The 16,515-nt window shown below is 66.9% G+C and carries 18 protein-coding genes; 5 read left to right on the top strand and 13 right to left on the bottom strand.

Annotation, left to right across the window (positions count from 1 at the left end; genetic code table 11):
- Together ACN0T5_RS16500 and ACN0T5_RS16495 are read left to right on the top strand one after the other, a co-directional pair.
- Positions 1-794, top strand: a 794-nt coding sequence (locus tag ACN0T5_RS16500) for a protein-disulfide reductase DsbD domain-containing protein (protein WP_417769704.1), incomplete at its 5' end; no start/stop codon positions are given.
- A gap of 159 nt (positions 795-953) precedes the next feature.
- On the top strand, positions 954-1,439 hold the full coding sequence (locus ACN0T5_RS16495; protein ID WP_417769703.1) for a peroxiredoxin: 486 nt from the start codon (positions 954-956) through the stop codon (positions 1,437-1,439).
- Positions 1,440-1,513: 74 nt separating this feature from the next.
- Here the strand turns inward: ACN0T5_RS16495 and ACN0T5_RS16490 are convergent, their stop codons facing one another.
- The 9 genes from ACN0T5_RS16490 to coxB all read right to left on the bottom strand — a co-directional run bounded on the left by ACN0T5_RS16490 (position 1,514) and on the right by coxB (position 8,649).
- Positions 1,514-2,293, bottom strand: a complete 780-nt coding sequence (locus ACN0T5_RS16490) for an SURF1 family protein (protein WP_417769702.1) — start codon at positions 2,291-2,293, stop codon at positions 1,514-1,516.
- Positions 2,283-2,687 carry a DUF983 domain-containing protein gene (locus ACN0T5_RS16485; RefSeq protein WP_417769701.1) on the bottom strand — a complete coding sequence of 135 codons (405 nt, stop codon included), beginning with the start codon at positions 2,685-2,687 and terminating at the stop codon, positions 2,283-2,285. The genes ACN0T5_RS16490 and ACN0T5_RS16485 overlap by 11 nt, the downstream gene beginning before the upstream one ends.
- A gap of 57 nt (positions 2,688-2,744) precedes the next feature.
- On the bottom strand, positions 2,745-3,266 hold the full coding sequence (locus tag ACN0T5_RS16480; protein WP_417769708.1) for a L,D-transpeptidase family protein: 522 nt from the start codon (positions 3,264-3,266) through the stop codon (positions 2,745-2,747).
- 5 nt (positions 3,267-3,271) lie between these two features.
- On the bottom strand, positions 3,272-4,132 hold the full coding sequence (locus tag ACN0T5_RS16475) for a cytochrome c oxidase subunit 3 (RefSeq protein WP_417769700.1): 861 nt from the start codon (positions 4,130-4,132) through the stop codon (positions 3,272-3,274).
- A 53-nt stretch (positions 4,133-4,185) separates the two neighbouring features.
- Positions 4,186-4,803: a cytochrome c oxidase assembly protein gene (locus tag ACN0T5_RS16470; protein ID WP_417769699.1), complete on the bottom strand. Its 618-nt coding sequence runs from the start codon at positions 4,801-4,803 to the stop codon at positions 4,186-4,188.
- A 19-nt stretch (positions 4,804-4,822) separates the two neighbouring features.
- Positions 4,823-4,978: a hypothetical protein gene (locus ACN0T5_RS16465; protein ID WP_417769698.1), complete on the bottom strand. Its 156-nt coding sequence runs from the start codon at positions 4,976-4,978 to the stop codon at positions 4,823-4,825.
- The gene (locus ACN0T5_RS16460; RefSeq protein ID WP_417769697.1) at positions 4,975-5,925 is read right to left on the bottom strand and encodes a heme o synthase; all 951 of its coding nucleotides are present in this window, start codon (positions 5,923-5,925) and stop codon (positions 4,975-4,977) included. The genes ACN0T5_RS16465 and ACN0T5_RS16460 overlap by 4 nt, the downstream gene beginning before the upstream one ends.
- Positions 5,926-6,024: 99 nt before the next feature.
- Complete coding sequence (gene ctaD / locus ACN0T5_RS16455; protein ID WP_417769696.1) at positions 6,025-7,623, bottom strand: cytochrome c oxidase subunit I; 1,599 nt, start codon at positions 7,621-7,623, stop codon at positions 6,025-6,027.
- Positions 7,624-7,731: 108 nt separating this feature from the next.
- Positions 7,732-8,649: a cytochrome c oxidase subunit II gene (gene coxB / locus ACN0T5_RS16450; protein WP_417769695.1), complete on the bottom strand. Its 918-nt coding sequence runs from the start codon at positions 8,647-8,649 to the stop codon at positions 7,732-7,734.
- Between the two features lie 577 nt (positions 8,650-9,226).
- On the opposite strand from coxB, the gene ACN0T5_RS16445 reads away from it, so the two are divergent.
- Both ACN0T5_RS16445 and tldD read left to right on the top strand, forming a co-directional pair.
- A complete protein-coding gene (locus tag ACN0T5_RS16445; RefSeq protein WP_417769707.1) occupies positions 9,227-9,679 on the top strand; it encodes an invasion associated locus B family protein in 453 nt (150 codons plus the stop codon).
- A 157-nt stretch (positions 9,680-9,836) separates the two neighbouring features.
- On the top strand, positions 9,837-11,261 hold the full coding sequence (gene tldD, locus ACN0T5_RS16440; RefSeq protein ID WP_417769694.1) for a metalloprotease TldD: 1,425 nt from the start codon (positions 9,837-9,839) through the stop codon (positions 11,259-11,261).
- 34 nt (positions 11,262-11,295) lie between these two features.
- Here tldD and ACN0T5_RS16435 read toward each other — a convergent pair whose 3' ends face one another.
- The 3 genes from ACN0T5_RS16435 to purD all read right to left on the bottom strand — a co-directional run bounded on the left by ACN0T5_RS16435 (position 11,296) and on the right by purD (position 14,722).
- Positions 11,296-12,393: a phosphotransferase family protein gene (locus ACN0T5_RS16435; protein ID WP_417769693.1), complete on the bottom strand. Its 1,098-nt coding sequence runs from the start codon at positions 12,391-12,393 to the stop codon at positions 11,296-11,298.
- The gene (locus ACN0T5_RS16430) at positions 12,390-13,319 is read right to left on the bottom strand and encodes an alpha/beta fold hydrolase (RefSeq protein WP_417769692.1); all 930 of its coding nucleotides are present in this window, start codon (positions 13,317-13,319) and stop codon (positions 12,390-12,392) included. The genes ACN0T5_RS16435 and ACN0T5_RS16430 overlap by 4 nt, the downstream gene beginning before the upstream one ends.
- Before the next feature lie 119 nt (positions 13,320-13,438).
- Positions 13,439-14,722 (bottom strand): phosphoribosylamine--glycine ligase, encoded by a 1,284-nt coding sequence (purD, locus tag ACN0T5_RS16425; RefSeq protein WP_417769691.1) that lies wholly within the window; start codon positions 14,720-14,722, stop codon positions 13,439-13,441.
- Between the two features lie 169 nt (positions 14,723-14,891).
- Here purD and ubiA point away from each other — a divergent pair, with 169 nt between their 5' ends.
- Positions 14,892-15,836, top strand: a complete 945-nt coding sequence (gene ubiA / locus ACN0T5_RS16420) for a 4-hydroxybenzoate octaprenyltransferase (protein ID WP_417769690.1) — start codon at positions 14,892-14,894, stop codon at positions 15,834-15,836.
- Positions 15,837-15,856: 20 nt separating this feature from the next.
- On the opposite strand, the gene ACN0T5_RS16415 is transcribed toward ubiA, so the two are convergent.
- The gene (locus ACN0T5_RS16415; RefSeq protein ID WP_417769689.1) at positions 15,857-16,441 is read right to left on the bottom strand and encodes a DUF6101 family protein; all 585 of its coding nucleotides are present in this window, start codon (positions 16,439-16,441) and stop codon (positions 15,857-15,859) included.
- Between the last annotated feature and the right edge of the window lie 74 nt (positions 16,442-16,515).

The raw sequence follows: 16,515 nt of genomic DNA, 5'->3' as shown, positions 1-16,515 counted from the left end.
CCGAAACGGAATGGCAGACTGTCGCCGGAGCGCATGTGCGGGTGATCGCGACAGGGCCGCAGGACACGTCCCCGGTCGGCGATGCCGCCGTCCAGATACGCCTCGATCCGGGCTGGCACACCTATTGGCGCTTCCCGGGCGAGGCGGGAATTCCGACCACGGCCGATTTCGCCGGATCGACCGGCATCGGTGGCGCGCGCCTGCGTTTCCCCCCGCCCGAGACCTACTCGGATCCCTATTCGACCTCGATCGTCTACCGGGACGAGGTCGTGCTGCCGATCGACCTGGACGCCGGCACCGCCGCGGGGAACGCAACACTGCGGGTGCATCTCGTCTTCGGGGTCTGCCGGGAAATCTGCGTGCCCGGCGAAGCGCGGTTCGAGGTTCCGTTGAGTGATGCCGAGCCGGATTTCGCGGCGCGCATGGCCATCGCCTCGGCGCGGCTGTCCCTGCCCGGACCGCAGGGCGAGGCGCCGCCACGTGTTGCCTCCATCCGCCTGTCAGGGGACACGGCGGCAGCCGGCACCCCCGGCAAGACGGGCGAGAAACTCGCAATCTCCGTCGAGCTACCGGCCGGAGCCGGCGACCTCGCCCTTTATGCCGAGGGAGCGCCGGGGTCCTACAACGGCGTGCCGAGGCTTGTCTCCCGGGAGGGCGACGATGCCGTTTTCTCGCTGCCCCTGCAGGGCCTGCAGCAGGCGGACGATGGCAGCCGGCCGCTCTCGCTGATGCTCGTCGTCGATGGCAACGCCGTCGAGCACCAGGTCGATCTCTCCCGCCTGCCACCCGACTAACCCGGGCCGGAAACCGGGGCGACCGCCGTTCGCACGATTGCCGCTCGACGCGTGCCGTGTGAAACCCTATGTCAGTCCCGCGGGCTTTCGCGTCCGCGCGACTTGCGGTTCTCGCAAGACACGGATTTCAAGAGACCCAGACCCGGGAGACCTTCCACGATGACCATCCAGGTGGGCGACAAGCTGCCCGACACCAAGTTCAAGACCATGACCGCCGACGGCCCGGCGGAACGTTCCGCCGCCGACCTGTTCGGCGGGCGTACCGTGGTCCTCTTCGCCGTTCCCGGCGCCTTCACGCCGACCTGCCACAACAATCACCTGCCCGGCTTCGTCGAGCATGCCGACACGATCCTCGGCAAGGGCGTCGACGAGATCGCCGTCGTCTCCGTCAACGACGTCTTCGTCATGGATGCCTGGGCCAAGGCCAGCGGCGCGGCCGGCAAGGTCACCTTCCTCGCCGACGGCAGCGCCGAGTTCGCCAAGGCGATCGGCATGGAGCTCGACGCCTCCGGCTTCGGCATGGGCGTGCGCTCCAAGCGCTATGCGATGATCGTCAAGGACGGCAAGGTCGCGACGCTGAATGTCGAGGACATGCCCGGCAAGGCCGAGGTTTCCGGCGCGGCGGGCATCCTGTCGGCGCTCTGAACGGTCGCAGGCACACGGCATGACCTCGCGGTCGCTCCGGCAACGGAGCGGCCGCTTTCGCATCCACCCGCCGTTCAGTCCCGTGCGTTGCGCCTTTCGCCGCGCACGAAGACGATGAACACCACGATCAGCGCCGCGCCGAGCCCGTACCAGGTCACGGCATATTGCAGGTGATTGTTGGTGAAACTCATGATCGTCTCGCCGGCTTGCGGCAATCCGCCCGGGGGGGTGTGGCGGGCGGCGAGGTCGATGGTGAAGGGGGCAACCTCCACCCCCGTCACACCGAGGGAGGCCGCCATCTTCGGCGCCTCGCGCACGAACCAGATGCCAGTGGCGCTGTCCGCCCCGAAAGTGAGCATGCCGCCACGCTCGTCACGGCGCCAGAGGCCGGCCAGCGTGACCGTGCCTTGCGGCGCAGCGCTCTCCGGACGCGTTTCCGGCTGTCGCATGGGCTCGGGCACGAACCCCCGATTGACCATGACGACGCCTCCGCCTTCGACCTCGAACGGCGCGTAGACGAAATAGCCCGGCCCCGCATGCAGGCCCTTCGGCTTGCCGAGCGAAAGATAGTAATAAGCCTCGCCCGGCAGGAAACGGCCCGTCACGGTCACCGGCCGGTAGTCCCATTGCTCTTCCGTCATGCGCGGCCAGTCACCCGCCGGAGGCAGGTCGACCGGCGGCAGGCCGGGGCGCTGCTCGACACGCTCGATCAGCTGAAGCTTCCATTGCAGCCGCTCGACCTGCCAGGTGCCAAGCGCCATCAGGATGGCGAAAGCGACCATGGCGGCAACCGCCGGCCAGAACAACCGTCGCCGGGGCGAACGGCCACGGCCTTCTGCTGCCTCACTCGTCAACACGTCCCTCCTGGGCGTTGTGGCGGTATTGCTGGGCGATCATCACCCCCTTCAAGGGCCGGAGCATGCCGAGACCGAGGATCACCGTCAGCGGCAGCCACAGAACCATATGGAGCCAGATCGGCGGGCGAAACGTCATTTCGACAGCCAGCACCAGGCCGACGACAAGAAAACCGACGATCATGATGATGAACACCGCCGGACCGTCCCCGCTGTCGGCGAAGTCAAACGACAGGCCGCAATTGGAGCAGGCCGGGCGCGTCGCAAGGAAGCCCTTGAAGAGCCGTCCCTGCCCGCAACGCGGACAGCGACCGGCAAGCCCCGTCCGCATGGCGTCCTGCGGCGGATAATGGGCCCGGTCGGCATGCGGCCGGCGGTCAGCAGGGTCGGTCATCGGCGGCGCTCCCGGCGCGGGGGGCACGCTGCGGCGCGAGGCCGGGGCAGCGAAGCCTCAGGGAAGGATATCGATCGGCGTCCCGTTCGGCACGAGCCGCCAGATGTCCTCGATCTCTTCATTGGTGACGGCGATGCAGCCATCCGTCCAGTCGACATATTGATGCAGGCTGCCAAGCCAGCCAAATCCGTTGCGCATGCCATGGATCATGATCATGCCGCCCGGATCCTCGCCGCGCACGGCGGCCTCGGCACGGTCCCGCTCGTCCGGATAGGACACATGCAAGGACAGGTGATAGGCGCTTTGCGGATTGCGCCAGTCGATCACATAGCGCCCCTCGGGCGTGCGGCTGTCGCCCTCCCGGCGCTTGTCGCCGACCGGATCGCCGCCAAGCGCGACCGTATAGCGCCGCAGTTCTGCGCCGTCCCGGTCAAGCAGCAGCAACAGCCGGGCGGCTTTTCGGACCTCGACGCGCCCGGCCCGGGGCGGCTCGCCCTCAACGAAACTGTCCGCGGCGGTTGCGACCGCCGCGGACAGGAAGATCAGGACGGATGCCGCGATCCGGCACCACATCCTCATGAGGATCAATGCGCGGGGCCGGCCGCCCAGATGTAGATCGACACGAACAGGAACAGCCAGACCACGTCGACGAAGTGCCAGTACCAGGCCGCCGCCTCGAAGCCGAAATGCTTCTGCGGAGTGAACTGGCCGATGGAGGCGCGGATCAGGCAGACCAGCAGGAAGATGGTGCCGACGATGACATGGAAGCCGTGGAACCCGGTCGCCATGAAGAAGGTCGCGCCATAGATCGAGCCGGAGAAGCCGAAGGCCGCGTGGCTGTACTCATAGGCCTGGACGAAGGAGAACAGCACGCCGAGCAGCACGGTCAGTGTCAGGCCCCACTTCAGGCCCTCGCGGTCGTCATGCAGCAGCGCGTGATGCGCCCAGGTCACCGTCGTGCCGGATGTCAGCAGGATCAGCGTGTTGAGCAACGGCAGGTGCCAGGGATCGAAGGTCTCGATGCCTGCCGGAGGCCAGACGCCGCCGGTCGCCTCGACGCGGGCGAACTGCGCTGCCTCGTTGGGGAACAGCGAGGCGTCGAAGAAGGCCCAGAACCATGCGGCGAAGAACATCACTTCCGAGGCGATGAACAGCAGCATCCCGTAACGCAGGTGCAGCTGGACGACCGGCGTGTGATCGCCCGCGATCGACTCGCGGATGGTGTCGCGCCACCAGCCGAACATCACATAGAGGACGACGAGCGTGCCAACGGCGAAGATGCCCCAGCCGGCAAGGTCGACGCCGAACAGCAGGAACTCGCCGCCTTGCGTGTAGCGGAACAGGCCGACGGCGCCGAGCGCCATGATGAAGGCGCCGATGCCGCCGAGGAACGGCCACGGGCTCGGATCGACAAGATGGTAATCGTGGTTCTTGGCGTGCGCCATGGGTACTCTCCCCCGGTTCTCTCTCATGCCGCCCGCGGGCGGAAGTCAGGCAACTACATGCGGTCGGTCGTGTCCGGCGTGGCGGGTGCGGCCGCGACCGGCGTTTCGGATCCCTTCACAGGGAAAAACGTATAGGAGAGCGTGATCTCCTTGATGTGCTTCAGCTGCTCGTCTTCGTCCATCGCCGGATCGACGAAGAACACCACCGGCATCTCGACGGATTCGCCCGCTTTCAACGGCTGCTCGGTGAAGCAGAAGCACTCGATCTTGTTGAAATAGGACCCCGCCTCGAACGGCGTGACGTTGAACACCGAGGTTCCGATGGTCCCGTCGCCGCCACGGTTTGTCGCGACATAGGCGACCTGCGTGCTCTCGCCCATGCGCAGCGTGATCGTGCGCTGCTTCGGCTTGAAGTCCCAGGGCAGGTCGGAATTGACGTTTCCGTCGAAACGCACGGTGATCTTGCGGTCGATGATCGTGCCCGTCGGCGCGTCCGCACGCTGCGTCGTGCCACCGTAACCCGTCACCTGGCAAAACAGCTCGTAGAGCGGCACCGATGCGTAGGCGGCGCCGGTCATCAGCATCACGCCGCCGAGCACGGCCACCGCCACGCGGCGATTGGAGCGCGAGAGTTTCGTCGCGCCAGCAGCAGGTCCGGTTTCACGCGTCATGCGATGCACCTCCCTTTCCTCAAAGCGACCGGTCGAACACGCCAGGTCCCATCTTGACCAGCGTGATCACATAGAAGAGCAGCACCAGCCCGGCCAGGGCCAGGCCGATGGCGATCGACCGGCCACGCTGGCGGCGCCTCTGCTCCTCTGTCGGACGAATGCCGTCGTCGCTCACAGCCAGCCTCCCGAAACAAGGCGGCCGGCGAGGCTGTCGCCGAGCAGCAGCGCGAAGACCAGGAACAGGTAGACCAGCGAGAAGGTGAAGAGACGCACGGCCGCCTTGCGGGCCGGCTCCCCCTCGCGCACCGTGTAGACGCGCAGCGCATACCAGACGAAGGCGGCGCCGAGAACGGCCGCTGCCACACCGTAGACGGCGGATGCAAAGCCGAGCAGCGCCGGCGCGACGCCGATCGGGGCCAGCAACAGGGAATAGACGAGGATCTGGGTGCGCGTTGCATCCTCACCGGCGACGACCGGCAGCATCGGGATGCGCGCCGCCTCGTAGTCGCCGCGCTTGAACAGCGCCAGCGCCCAGAAATGGGGGGGCGTCCACATGAAAATGATGAGGAACAGGACGGTGCTTTCCAGCGTCACCGACCCGGTCACGGCGGCCCAGCCGATCATCGGGGGGAAGGCGCCGGCGGCCCCGCCGATGACGATGTTCTGGGGCGTCGAGCGCTTCAGCCACATCGTGTAGACGACCGCATAGAAGAAAATCGTGAAGGCGAGCAGGCCGGCGGCCAGCCAGTTGACGGCGAGCCCGAGCACGACGACGGAAAAGGCCGAGAGCGTCAGGCCGAAGGCAAGCGCCTCCTCCCGGGTCACCTTGCCGGCCGGGATCGGACGCTTCACGGTGCGCGACATGACCGCGTCGATATCCGCGTCGTACCACATGTTGAGCGCGCCGGACGCCCCCGCACCAACCGCGATGCACAGGATGGCGACGGCACCCAGGACCGGATGGATCGAGCCGGGCGCGATCAGCAGGCCGACCAGCGCGGTGAAGATCACCAGCGACATGACGCGCGGCTTGAGCAACGCCAGGTAATCGCCGACATCGCCCTGCCCGCCGAAGGCGGTGGCGTCGTCAAGGCTGCGGTCCTGGAGGTCTGCGAGCGACATTTCTGGTCCTTGCGGTGATCCGGAAGGACCGGATCGGTTCGAATTTCGGGACGCGACGCCGGCGAACCGGCGTGGCGTCGTGTTTCGGCTTGCGCGCGCTTACTTGATGCGCGGCAGGGTCTCGAACTGGTGGTACGGCGGCGGCGAGGACAGGGTCCACTCCAGCGTCGTCGCACCCTCGCCCCACGGATTGTCGGCAGCCTGGCGCTTCTTGGCGAAGGCCTCGACGATGCCCGCCAGGAACACCAGCACGGCGAAGGCCGAGATGTAGGAGCCCCAGGACGAAACCGCGTTCCAGCCCGCCAGCGCGTCCGGATAGTCGACATAGCGACGCGGCATGCCGGCCATCCCGAGGAAATGCTGCGGGAAGAAGATCAGGTTCACGCCGATGAAGGTGATCCAGAAATGGGCCTTGCCGATGGTCTCGTTGTACATGTACCCGAACATTTTCGGGAACCAGTAGTACCAGGCGGCGAAGATGCCGAACACGGCGCCCAGCGACAGCACGTAGTGGAAATGCGCGACCACGTAGTAGGTGTCGTGCATGGACCGGTCGAGACCGGCATTGGCGAGCTGCACGCCCGTCACGCCCCCGACGGTGAACAGGAAGATGAAACCGACCGCCCACAGCATCGGGGTACGGAAGGTGATCGAGCCCTGCCACATTGTGGCGATCCAGGAGAAGATCTTCACGCCTGTCGGCACCGCGATCACCATCGTGGCGGCGACGAAATAGGCCTGCGTGTCAACGTCGAGGCCGACGGTGTACATGTGGTGGGCCCAGACGATGAAGCCGACCACGCCGATCGCGACCATGGCGTAAGCCATGCCCAGATAGCCGAAGATCGGCTTGCGGGCGAAGGTCGAGATGACATGGCTGACAATGCCGAAGGCCGGCAGGATCAGGATGTACACTTCCGGGTGGCCGAAGAACCAGAACAGGTGCTGGAACAGGATCGGGTCACCGCCGCCGGCCGGGTCGAAGAAGGTCGTGCCGAAGTTGCGGTCGGTCAGCAGCATGGTGATGCCGCCGGCGAGAACCGGAAGCGACAGAACCAGCAGGAACGCCGTCACCAGCACGGACCAGGCAAAGAGCGGCATCTTGTGCAACGTCATGCCCGGCGCGCGCATGTTGAAGATGGTGGTGATGAAGTTGATCGCGCCGAGGATCGACGAGGCGCCGGCCACGTGCAGCGACAGGATCGCCAGATCCATTGCCGGCCCGGGCTGGCCGGAGGTCGACAGCGGCGGGTAGATCGTCCAGCCGCCACCGACGCCGTTGCCGCCCGGAGGTCCCTCGACGAAGAGCGAGAGCAGCAGCAGCAGGAAGGCCGGCGGGAGCAGCCAGAAGGAGATGTTGTTCATCCGCGGGAACGCCATGTCCGGCGCGCCGATCATGATCGGCACGAAGAAGTTGGCGAAGCCGCCGATCAGCGCCGGCATGACCATGAAGAAGATCATGATCAGGCCGTGCGAGGTCGTGAACACGTTGAAGGTATGCGGATCGGAGAAGATCTGCATGCCCGGCTCGTGAAGCTCCAGGCGGATGCCGACGCTGAGCGCGCCGCCGATGATACCGGCGATGATCGCGAAGATCAGGTAGAGAACGCCGATATCCTTGTGGTTGGTCGAATAGACCCAGCGCGTCCATCCCGTAGGATGGTCATGGTCGCCTTGCGCGTGCGCTGCATAGGCCATCTTCCAGCTCCCTCGTTTGAGATTTTCGAACGGGACCGGGATCGCGGCCATCGGCCCTCTCCCGCCCGGGTCGCGCGGGCATCACCGCCCGCGCCTTCCTTGATTTCGTCAGCGGGCGGCGACGTCGACGACGCCGGTTGCCGCATCGGCAGTGCTCGCCGGCTTGCCGAGCGCCGCCATCAGCTGGTCGTTAGCCGCATCGACATCGGTCTTCGCCGCTTCCGCCCAGGCGTCATAGAGCTCCTGCTCGACCACCCGGATGGCGATCGGCATGAAGGCATGGTCCTTGCCGCAAAGTTCCGAGCACTGACCGTAATAGATGCCGGTCTTCTCGGCCCTGAACCAGGTTTCGTTGAGCCGGCCGGGAACGGCGTCCACCTTCACGCCGAAGGCCGGCATGGCGAAGGAGTGCAGCACGTCGGCGGCGGTGACCTGGACCCGGACCGTCTTGTTGACCGGAACAACCATCTCGTAGTCGACGGCAAGCAGACGCGGATATTCCTCGGCGGGGCGACCGTAGCGGTCGGCCTTTTCGGCGCGGCCATCGTTGTCGAGCATGTAGGAAGACAGCGAAACGCCCTCCATGCCTTCGTCCGTGTAGTCGTAGGTCCAGGCCCACTGAAGGCCGGTCGCCTTGACCGTCATGTCGTATGCGGGAATTTCCAGCTGCTTGTAGAGCAGACGGAAGGACGGGATCGAGATCGCCACCAGGATGAGGATCGGCGCCAGCGTCCACACCACCTCGATCATCGTGTTGTGCGAGGTTCGCGACGGCGTCGGGTTGGCCTTCGCGTTGAAGCGGAAGATGCACCACAGGAGCAGGCCGAGAACGAACAGCGTGATCACGGTGATGATCACCAGCGTGAAGTCGCTGAACCAGGTGATGTCTTCCATGACTTCCGTCACAGCCGGCTGAAAGCCCATCTGCCACGGTTCCGGCTGCGCGGCCGATGCCGCGCCTGCAAAGCCCAGCGGGGCCAGTGCCGCCGCCGCGATCGTCGTCAGACGCTTGACCAGTCCTGTCACGTCCGTGCTCCCTTCCTGACCCCCGGAGATCCATGCCGGAGGTCTATTACCCAATTCTTGCGGCGCTGTCGCCTTGCCCGTCTCGCGAAAGCCGTCTCGCGCTGCCAGTCGGTTTCTAGCTTATCGCATGACGACATGACAGAAAGGGGCGTCAAAACGCCGCAAGACCGCTTGATCGACGTCAAAGTCGGGATGAAAAACCATAAGCGGCCACGTAGCGCAATGCGCGAGTTGCGGCAATGCCCAAATTCCGGCCCAATCCTGCCATCCCCTCCCGCTTGTTCCCGAAAAGGCGGTTCGGCGTCTTCGCCATGCGGGAAAGCGGGCCGTTGCAGTGCCTTTCGCCTTGAAATCGGCTTTTCAAGGGTCGACAAAGCTCTGCATGCGCGACGAACCGCGAATCAGGCGACACTCGCCCGGCTGACGCAGCGGAGTTCCGGCGCCGCGCCACCTGACAGCGGCGACACCGCCGCCGACCGACCGATTGCCGCGAACCAACGGAGTTCTGCCCGTGCCAGTTTTCACCAAGCCGACGAGTTTTCGCGTCGCGACCGTGCTTGCCATCCTTGCCCAGCTCATGGCAGCGCCGCTCGCGCATGCGCAGGGTGCGATCCGCTCGGTCCATGGCGACTGGCAGATGCGGTGCGACACGCCGGCCGGCGCCCAGGAAGAGCAATGCGCGCTCATCCAGAACGTCACTGCCGACGATCGCGAGAATGTCGGCCTTTCGGTGATCGTGCTGAAGACCGCGGACAAGAATTCGCGGCTGCTCAGGGTGCTCGCCCCGCTCGGCGTGCTGCTCCCGATGGGGCTCGGCCTGCGCGTCGACAACGCCGATGTCGGCCGCGCCGGCTTCGTCCGGTGCCTGCCGAACGGCTGCATCGTCGAGGTGGTGATGCAGGACGACCTGGTGGACAAGATGCAGACCGGGCAGGCCGCCACCTTCGTCATCTTCCAGACGCCGGAGGAAGGCATCGGCATTCCGATCTCGCTGAACGGCTTCTCCGAAGGCTTTGCCGCCCTGCCCTGACACAGGCTGCCGGTCCGTTCGCAGGCGGCGTCGTTCACGGGCTCCCGAACCGGCGCCGACACGGCATTCCGGTCGACAGCCGCACCAGGCGCACTGGCAAGCACCGTACGAAGCCCTACCTTCCGCCTCATACGTCCCGCGACAGGAAAGCGAATCGATGGCCGACACCGCGACCGACCTTCTCTCCGGCACCGGCCTCTCCGAGGACCGGGCGCGCGCCATTGTCGGCGAAGCGCTCACCGGAGCCGATGACGGCGAGCTGTTTCTCGAGTACCGGCAGTCGGAAAGCCTCGTTTTCGACAATGGCCGCCTGAAAGGGGCCAACTACGACACGACGCAAGGCTTCGGCCTGCGCGCCGTCGCCGGCGAGGCCGCCGGCTATGCGCATTCCGGCGACATCTCGGAGGCCGCGCTGAAACGTGCCGCCGACGCCGTCTCCGCTGTTGCCTCGGGGCATTCGGGAACCTACGCCGCAGCGCCACAGCGCACCAATGCGCGGCTTTACGGCGATGCCAACCCGCTGCAAACCCCGGCCTTCGCCGACAAGGTGGAACTGCTGCAGACCATCGATGCCTATGCCAGGGCCCGCGATCCCAAGGTTCGCCAGGTGAGCGTGTCGCTCGCCACCTCCTGGCAGGTGGTCGACATCCTGCGCGCCGACGGACACCGGGTCCGCGACATCCGCCCGCTGGTGCGGTTCGGTGTCTCCGTCGTCGCCGGCGAGGGAGCGCGTCAGGAGAGCGGCTCGCACGGTTTCGGCGGCCGCGACATGGTCGAGGCCTTCGTCACCGAGGAGAGCTGGAAGGGCGCCGTAGACGAGGCGCTGCGTCAGGCCCTGGTCAATCTGGAGGCCGTGCCGGCACCGGCCGGCAGCTTCGACGTGGTGCTCGGGGCCGGCTGGCCCGGCATCCTCCTGCACGAGGCGGTCGGGCACGGGCTGGAAGGCGATTTCAACCGCAAGAAGACCTCGGCCTTCGCCGGGCTGATGGGACAGCGCGTCGCCTCGAAGGGCGTCACCATCGTCGATGATGGCACCATCGGCGGCCGGCGCGGCTCGCTGACCATCGACGACGAGGGAACGCCGACCGGCCGCACGGTGCTGATCGAGGACGGCATCCTCACCGGCTACATGCAGGACCGGCAGAACGCCCGCCTGATGGGCACCCGTTCCACCGGCAACGGCCGGCGCCAGTCCTTCGCCCACATCCCCATGCCGCGCATGACCAACACGATCATGCTGGGCGGCGAAAGCGACCCTGGCGAGATCCTGGAAGGCGTCAAGGACGGCATCTATGCCGTCTCCTTCGGCGGCGGTCAGGTCGACATCACCTCCGGCAAGTTCGTCTTTTCCTGCACCGAGGCGTACCGCATCGAGAACGGACGCATCGGCGCGCCGGTCAAGGGCGCAATGCTGATCGGCAACGGCCCCGACGCGCTGACCCGGATTGCCGCCATCGGCAACGACATGGCGCTCGACCCGGGCATCGGCACCTGTGGCAAGCAGGGACAGGGCGTGCCGGTCGGCGTCGGCCAGCCGACGCTCCGGATCAACGCCATGACCATCGGCGGCACAGCCATCTGATCGCGGCCGCAGCAGCACCCATCACGTCCGCACGTCAGGCGCCGGCGCGTCTGGCGAAAGCCCAGGCGGTCTCGGCGAGCGGACGGACCTGACGTTCCATCACCGCCGCATTGGCATTGGTTGCCGTGCCGTCGCGCACCCGTCCGGCGATGCCCTGCAGGATCGCCGCGATACGGAAGAAATTGTAGGCGAAGAAGAAGTCGAGATCCTCGGCAACGGAGAAACCCGTGGCCCGCTCGTAGGCGGCGATATAGTCGGCAAGCAGCGGCAGGCCGAGCGCCTCGATGTCATGTCCCTTCAGCGTGCCGATGCCGCCACCGTCCGGCCCTTCCGGCATCACCCATTGCATGCAGTGATAGGTGAAGTCGGCGACCGGATCGCCGAGCGTCGACAGTTCCCAGTCGAGCACGGCGGCGACTTCGGCACGGTCCGGTGCAACGATCAGGTTGTCGAGGCGGAAGTCTCCGTGCACCACCCGGACCGGACCGGCCTCGGGCTGCCGCGTCGGAAGCCAGTCGATCAACCGGTCCATCTCGTCGATCCGTTCGGTCTGCGAGGCCCGGTACTGTTTCGACCAGCGCTCGATCTGGCGGGCGACATAGCCCTCGCCCTTGCCGAAATCCCCGAGCCCGACCGCCTCCGGTTCGATCCCGTGCAGATGCGCCAGGGCCGCGTTCATCGCTCCGTAGACGGCGGCGCGCGTCGCGCGATCCTCGCCCGGCATCGACGGATCCCAGAAGATCCGCCCCTCGACCTTGTCCATCACATAGAAGGCCGTGCCGATCACCGCTTCGTCCTCGCACAGGCAATGGACGCGCGGCACGGGAAAGCCCGCCTCGCCGAGTGCCTTCATCACCCGATATTCGCGGTCGATCGCGTGGGCGGAGGGAAGCAGCCTGCCCGGCGGCTTGCGGCGCAGCACATAGGATGTGCCGGGCGTTTCCAGCAGATAGGTCGGGTTGGACTGGCCGCCCTTGAACTGGCTGGCACGCAGCGGTCCTGCGAAACCCGAGACGCTCCCCGAGAGGAAATCCGCCAGCCGTCCCGTATCGATGGCGAGCGCGTCCGGCACGGCGCGCGTCCCGGAAAAAGCCTGCTGCCGGTCGAAACCTCCCGCTTCCCCGGAACTCACGCCAGCGCTTCCTGCAGGAAGAAGGGCAGCATCGCATCGAGCGTTTCGGCCGGGTTCTCCTCCACCAGGAAATGCCCGGCATCGACGCCGGTGCCACGCACGTCGTCGGCCCAGCGCGCCCATGTGCCGAGCGGGGTGGAGGTCTTTTCCGCAATACCCCGGTTGCCGTAGAGCACCAGCACCGGGCAGCCGATGCGCCGGCCCGCCTCGCGGTCGGCCGTATCCAGTTCCATGTCGATCGTGGCGCCGGCCCGATAGTCCTCGCAGGCCGCGTGCTGGCGCGCCTCCTGCAGGAAAGACGCCCGATAGGCCGCAAGCGCCCGCGCATCGAAGGGAGACAGGTCCTTGCTCGCCGTCCAGCTCGCCAGCGTGTGCTCGAGATAGAAATCCGCGGCACCGGCGATCAGCCGCTCGGGCATCGGACGGGGCTGGGCCAGGAACAGCCAGTGATAGATCGCCATCCCGTAGTGCCAGTCCATGTTCCGCCAGTAGTCATAGGTCGGCAGGATGTCGAATACGGCCAGCCGCGTCACCCGCTCCGGATGGTCGAGCGCCATGCGGTAGGCGACGCGCGCGCCCCGGTCATGACCGGCAACGGCGAACCGCTCGTGGCCGAGACCTGCCATCACCGCGACCATGTCGGCCGCCATCGCCCGCTTGGAATAAAGATGATGCCCGGCATCGCCCTCGGGCGCGTCCGATGCGCCATAGCCGCGAAGATCGGCGACAACCACGGTGAAATCGCCCGCGAGTTCACCGGCCACCTTGTGCCACATGGCATGGGTCTGGGGATAACCGTGCAACAGCAGGAGCGGCGGTCCCGAGCCGCCGATCCGGCAGAAGATGTCGACGCCCTCGCCGCGCAGCATCTCGCTACGGAAACCTGGAAAGAGGTCGTCCGCCTGCCCGCCTGTGCCGATGCCCATGATCTCGCCTCCCGCGCTGCCCGGACAGCATGTGCCCGGACCCGTCCTTCGCGCGAGAATGGCGGCTTTCGCGTTCTGCTTCAAGAAGATCGCCGGGAGACGGCCGGAACCGGCCAGGATCAGCCGCGTTCCCCCTCGCGCGCCACCGCGCGCCAGCCGATGTCGCGGCGACAGAACCCCTCCGGCCAGTCGATGCGTCCGATGGCGGCATAGGCGCGCGCACGCGCCTCGGCAACCGTCGCACCCAACGCCGTGACATTGAGCACCCGCCCGCCATTGGCGAGCACCCGGCCCTCCTCGGCCCGGGTGCCGGCATGAAAGACCTTCAGCGCCGGGTCGTCCTCAAGTTCCGCAAGGCCGCGAATCTCGCTCCCCTTCCCGTAGATTCCCGGATATCCGTGCGCCGCCAGCACGACGGTCAGTGCCACCTCGTCCCGCCAGCGCGCGCTCACCTTGTCGAGGGTGCCGTCGACACAGGCGAGCATCAATGTGACGATGTCGTCCTTGAGGCGCATCATCATCACCTGGCACTCGGGATCGCCAAAGCGGGCATTGTACTCGATCAGCTGCGGGCCCTTGTCGGTGATCATCAGCCCGGCATAGAGAACGCCGGCAAACGGCGTTCCTTCCGCCGCGAGCGTCGCCACGGTCGGCTCGACGATCTCGCGCATGGCGCGCTCCGTCATCTCGGCGGTCATCACGGGTGCCGGGGAATAGGCCCCCATGCCGCCGGTATTGGGGCCGGTGTCGCCCTCGCCGACGCGCTTGTGGTCCTGGGCGGTGGCCAGCATCAGGGCGTTGCGCCCGTCCGACAGCACGAAGAGGCTCGCCTCCTCGCCTTCAAGGAACTCCTCGACCACCACCTCGGCGCCGGCCATCCCGAACTCGCCGTCGAAACATGCGTCAATCGCCGCGAGCGCCTCGCCCTCGGTCATCGCCACGACGACCCCCTTGCCGGCGGCAAGCCCGTCGGCCTTGACCACGATCGGCGCGCCCTGCTCCCGCACATGGGCCCGGGCCGCCTCGGCATCCGTGAAGCGGCCATAGCCGGCGGTGGGGATACCGGCGCGGGCGCACAGGTCCTTGGTAAAGCCCTTCGAACCTTCCAGCGCGGCCGCCGCCTTCCTCGGCCCGAAGGCCTTGATGCCGGCCTCGGCAAGGTCGTCGACAAGCCCGGCGACCAGCGGCCCTTCCGGTCCGACGACGACAAGTCCGATCTCGTGGTCCCGGCAGAAGGTGATGACGGCTGAGGCGTCGCTCGTGTCGAGGGCGACGCAGGTCGCCTCCGCCGCGATGCCGGCATTTCCCGGCGCGGCGTAGAGTGTGTCCGTCAGCGGCGAATTGGCGATCGCCCAGGCAAGCGCGTGCTCCCGTCCGCCGGATCCGATCAGCAGGATATTCATGTCTCGCTCACCCCGTTCCTTCGCATCGCCGCGCTCCCCGCAAGCAAGGCGCCACGTTCCACTGGCCCGCGTCGTACAGGCAGGCCCGGCCGGAGACAAGCCCTGCCCTTTCATCCCCGCCGCAAAGGCTTTATCACCGCTCGGGACACAGGTTCCCACAGGTGAGGCGATGCAGGACGACACGATTACCGGCCGGGTGGCCGATGCGGTTCGCGGGCACTGGGTCGACACCCATGCACCGGACTGGCTGCGCCCCTATGCAAGACTTGCCCGCTGGGAACGTCCCATCGGCTGGTGGCTGCTGCTTTGGCCCTGCTGGTGGTCGGCAGCGCTCGCCGCGATCGCCGGCGGCAAGGCCTTCCCCGATCCCTGGCACCTGGCGCTGTTCCTCATCGGCGCGGTGGCGATGCGCGGCGCCGGATGCACCTATAACGACCTGATCGACCAGGACATCGACGACAAGGTGGCACGCACCCGGTCACGGCCGCTTCCATCGGGTCAGGTGTCGCGCCTGCAGGCCAAGGCTTTCCTCGCCGCACAGGCCCTGACAGGGCTTGCCGTTCTGCTGCAGTTCAACGGCTTCGCCGTGCTGCTCGGCATTGCCTCGCTGGCGGTGGTCGCCGTCTACCCGTTCATGAAGCGGGTGACCAACTGGCCGCAGCTCTTTCTCGGCCTCGCCTTTTCCTGGGGCGCACTGATGGGCTGGGCGGCAGCCTTCGGCCGGCTCGACTGGCCGGCGGTCGCGCTTTATGCCGGCGGCATCCTGTGGACCATCGGCTATGACACGATCTACGCCCATCAGGACAAGGAAGACGACGCGCTGGTCGGGGTGCACTCGACCGCAAGGCTTTTCGGAGATTGGACCAAGCCGGCGCTTGCCGCCCTCTATGGCGGGGCGACGCTGCTCTTCGCGCTGGCGCTGTTCGGTGTGGATGCCGGGCCGGCCGCGTTTCTTGGATTGGCGCTCGGGCTGGGACATCTGGTCTGGCAGATCGTCCGGCTCGACATCGACGATCCGGACCAGTGCCTGAAGCTCTTCCGCTCCAACACCCGCTACGGCTGGATCGTCTTTGCGGGACTGGTGCTCGAGGCGATGGTGCAGGGGCTGCTCTAGCCGTCAGCCCCCGGACCGGTTCAGGTGCGGGCGATGATCTCGCGCTCCGCCCGGTGCACGTTCGGGGCGGCATCCGCCTTGCCGGGCTTGCGCCGCAGCAGGAAGCGCGGACGGCGGCCGGTCAACGCGGCGACGCGGCGGCGTGCCGGCGCCATGGGGGCACTTGCGGGATGCTCAGCCCCGTCGACGCGGGAGACGGATCCGTCCGGTTCCACGAGAAGCAGCGGCAGGCCGAGCGCCTCGCCCCAGCCGCACCAGTCGTCGGCGAGGCCCTCGAGCCGATCGTCGACGGCCAGTTCGATCGACATGGCCGGATCCCGGTGCATCAGCCCGATGCGGGCCTTCAAAGTGCCCGGCTCCTTGCCGGGAACCACCTGGGCGAACACGCCGAGAAAGACGTTGACCGGCTGGACCAGTGTCAGCGGCAGGCCGGCGAGCCGGCGTTTGACGATGACCTGCTGGCGGTCGATATAGACGTCGAACGTCGTCGGTTCGCAGGCGGTGCCGCGGGCCGCGAAGCGGTGCGGCATCTGCGCGGGATCGAGCCGCGCGGTGCGGCCCGATCCGTTTGCAGTGGCGTCCTGATGTGCTGTTTGACGGCTCAATTCGCTCTCCATCGGGCCATTTTTCTGTTGGCCTCTGATGGGTTCAATCTAGCAGCGAGCCGTCCCGATACGCT

Source organism: Stappia sp., from assembly GCF_048261845.1.
GTDB lineage: Bacteria > Pseudomonadota > Alphaproteobacteria > Rhizobiales > Stappiaceae > Stappia.
This window is presented reverse-complemented; position numbering and strand designations above follow the sequence as displayed.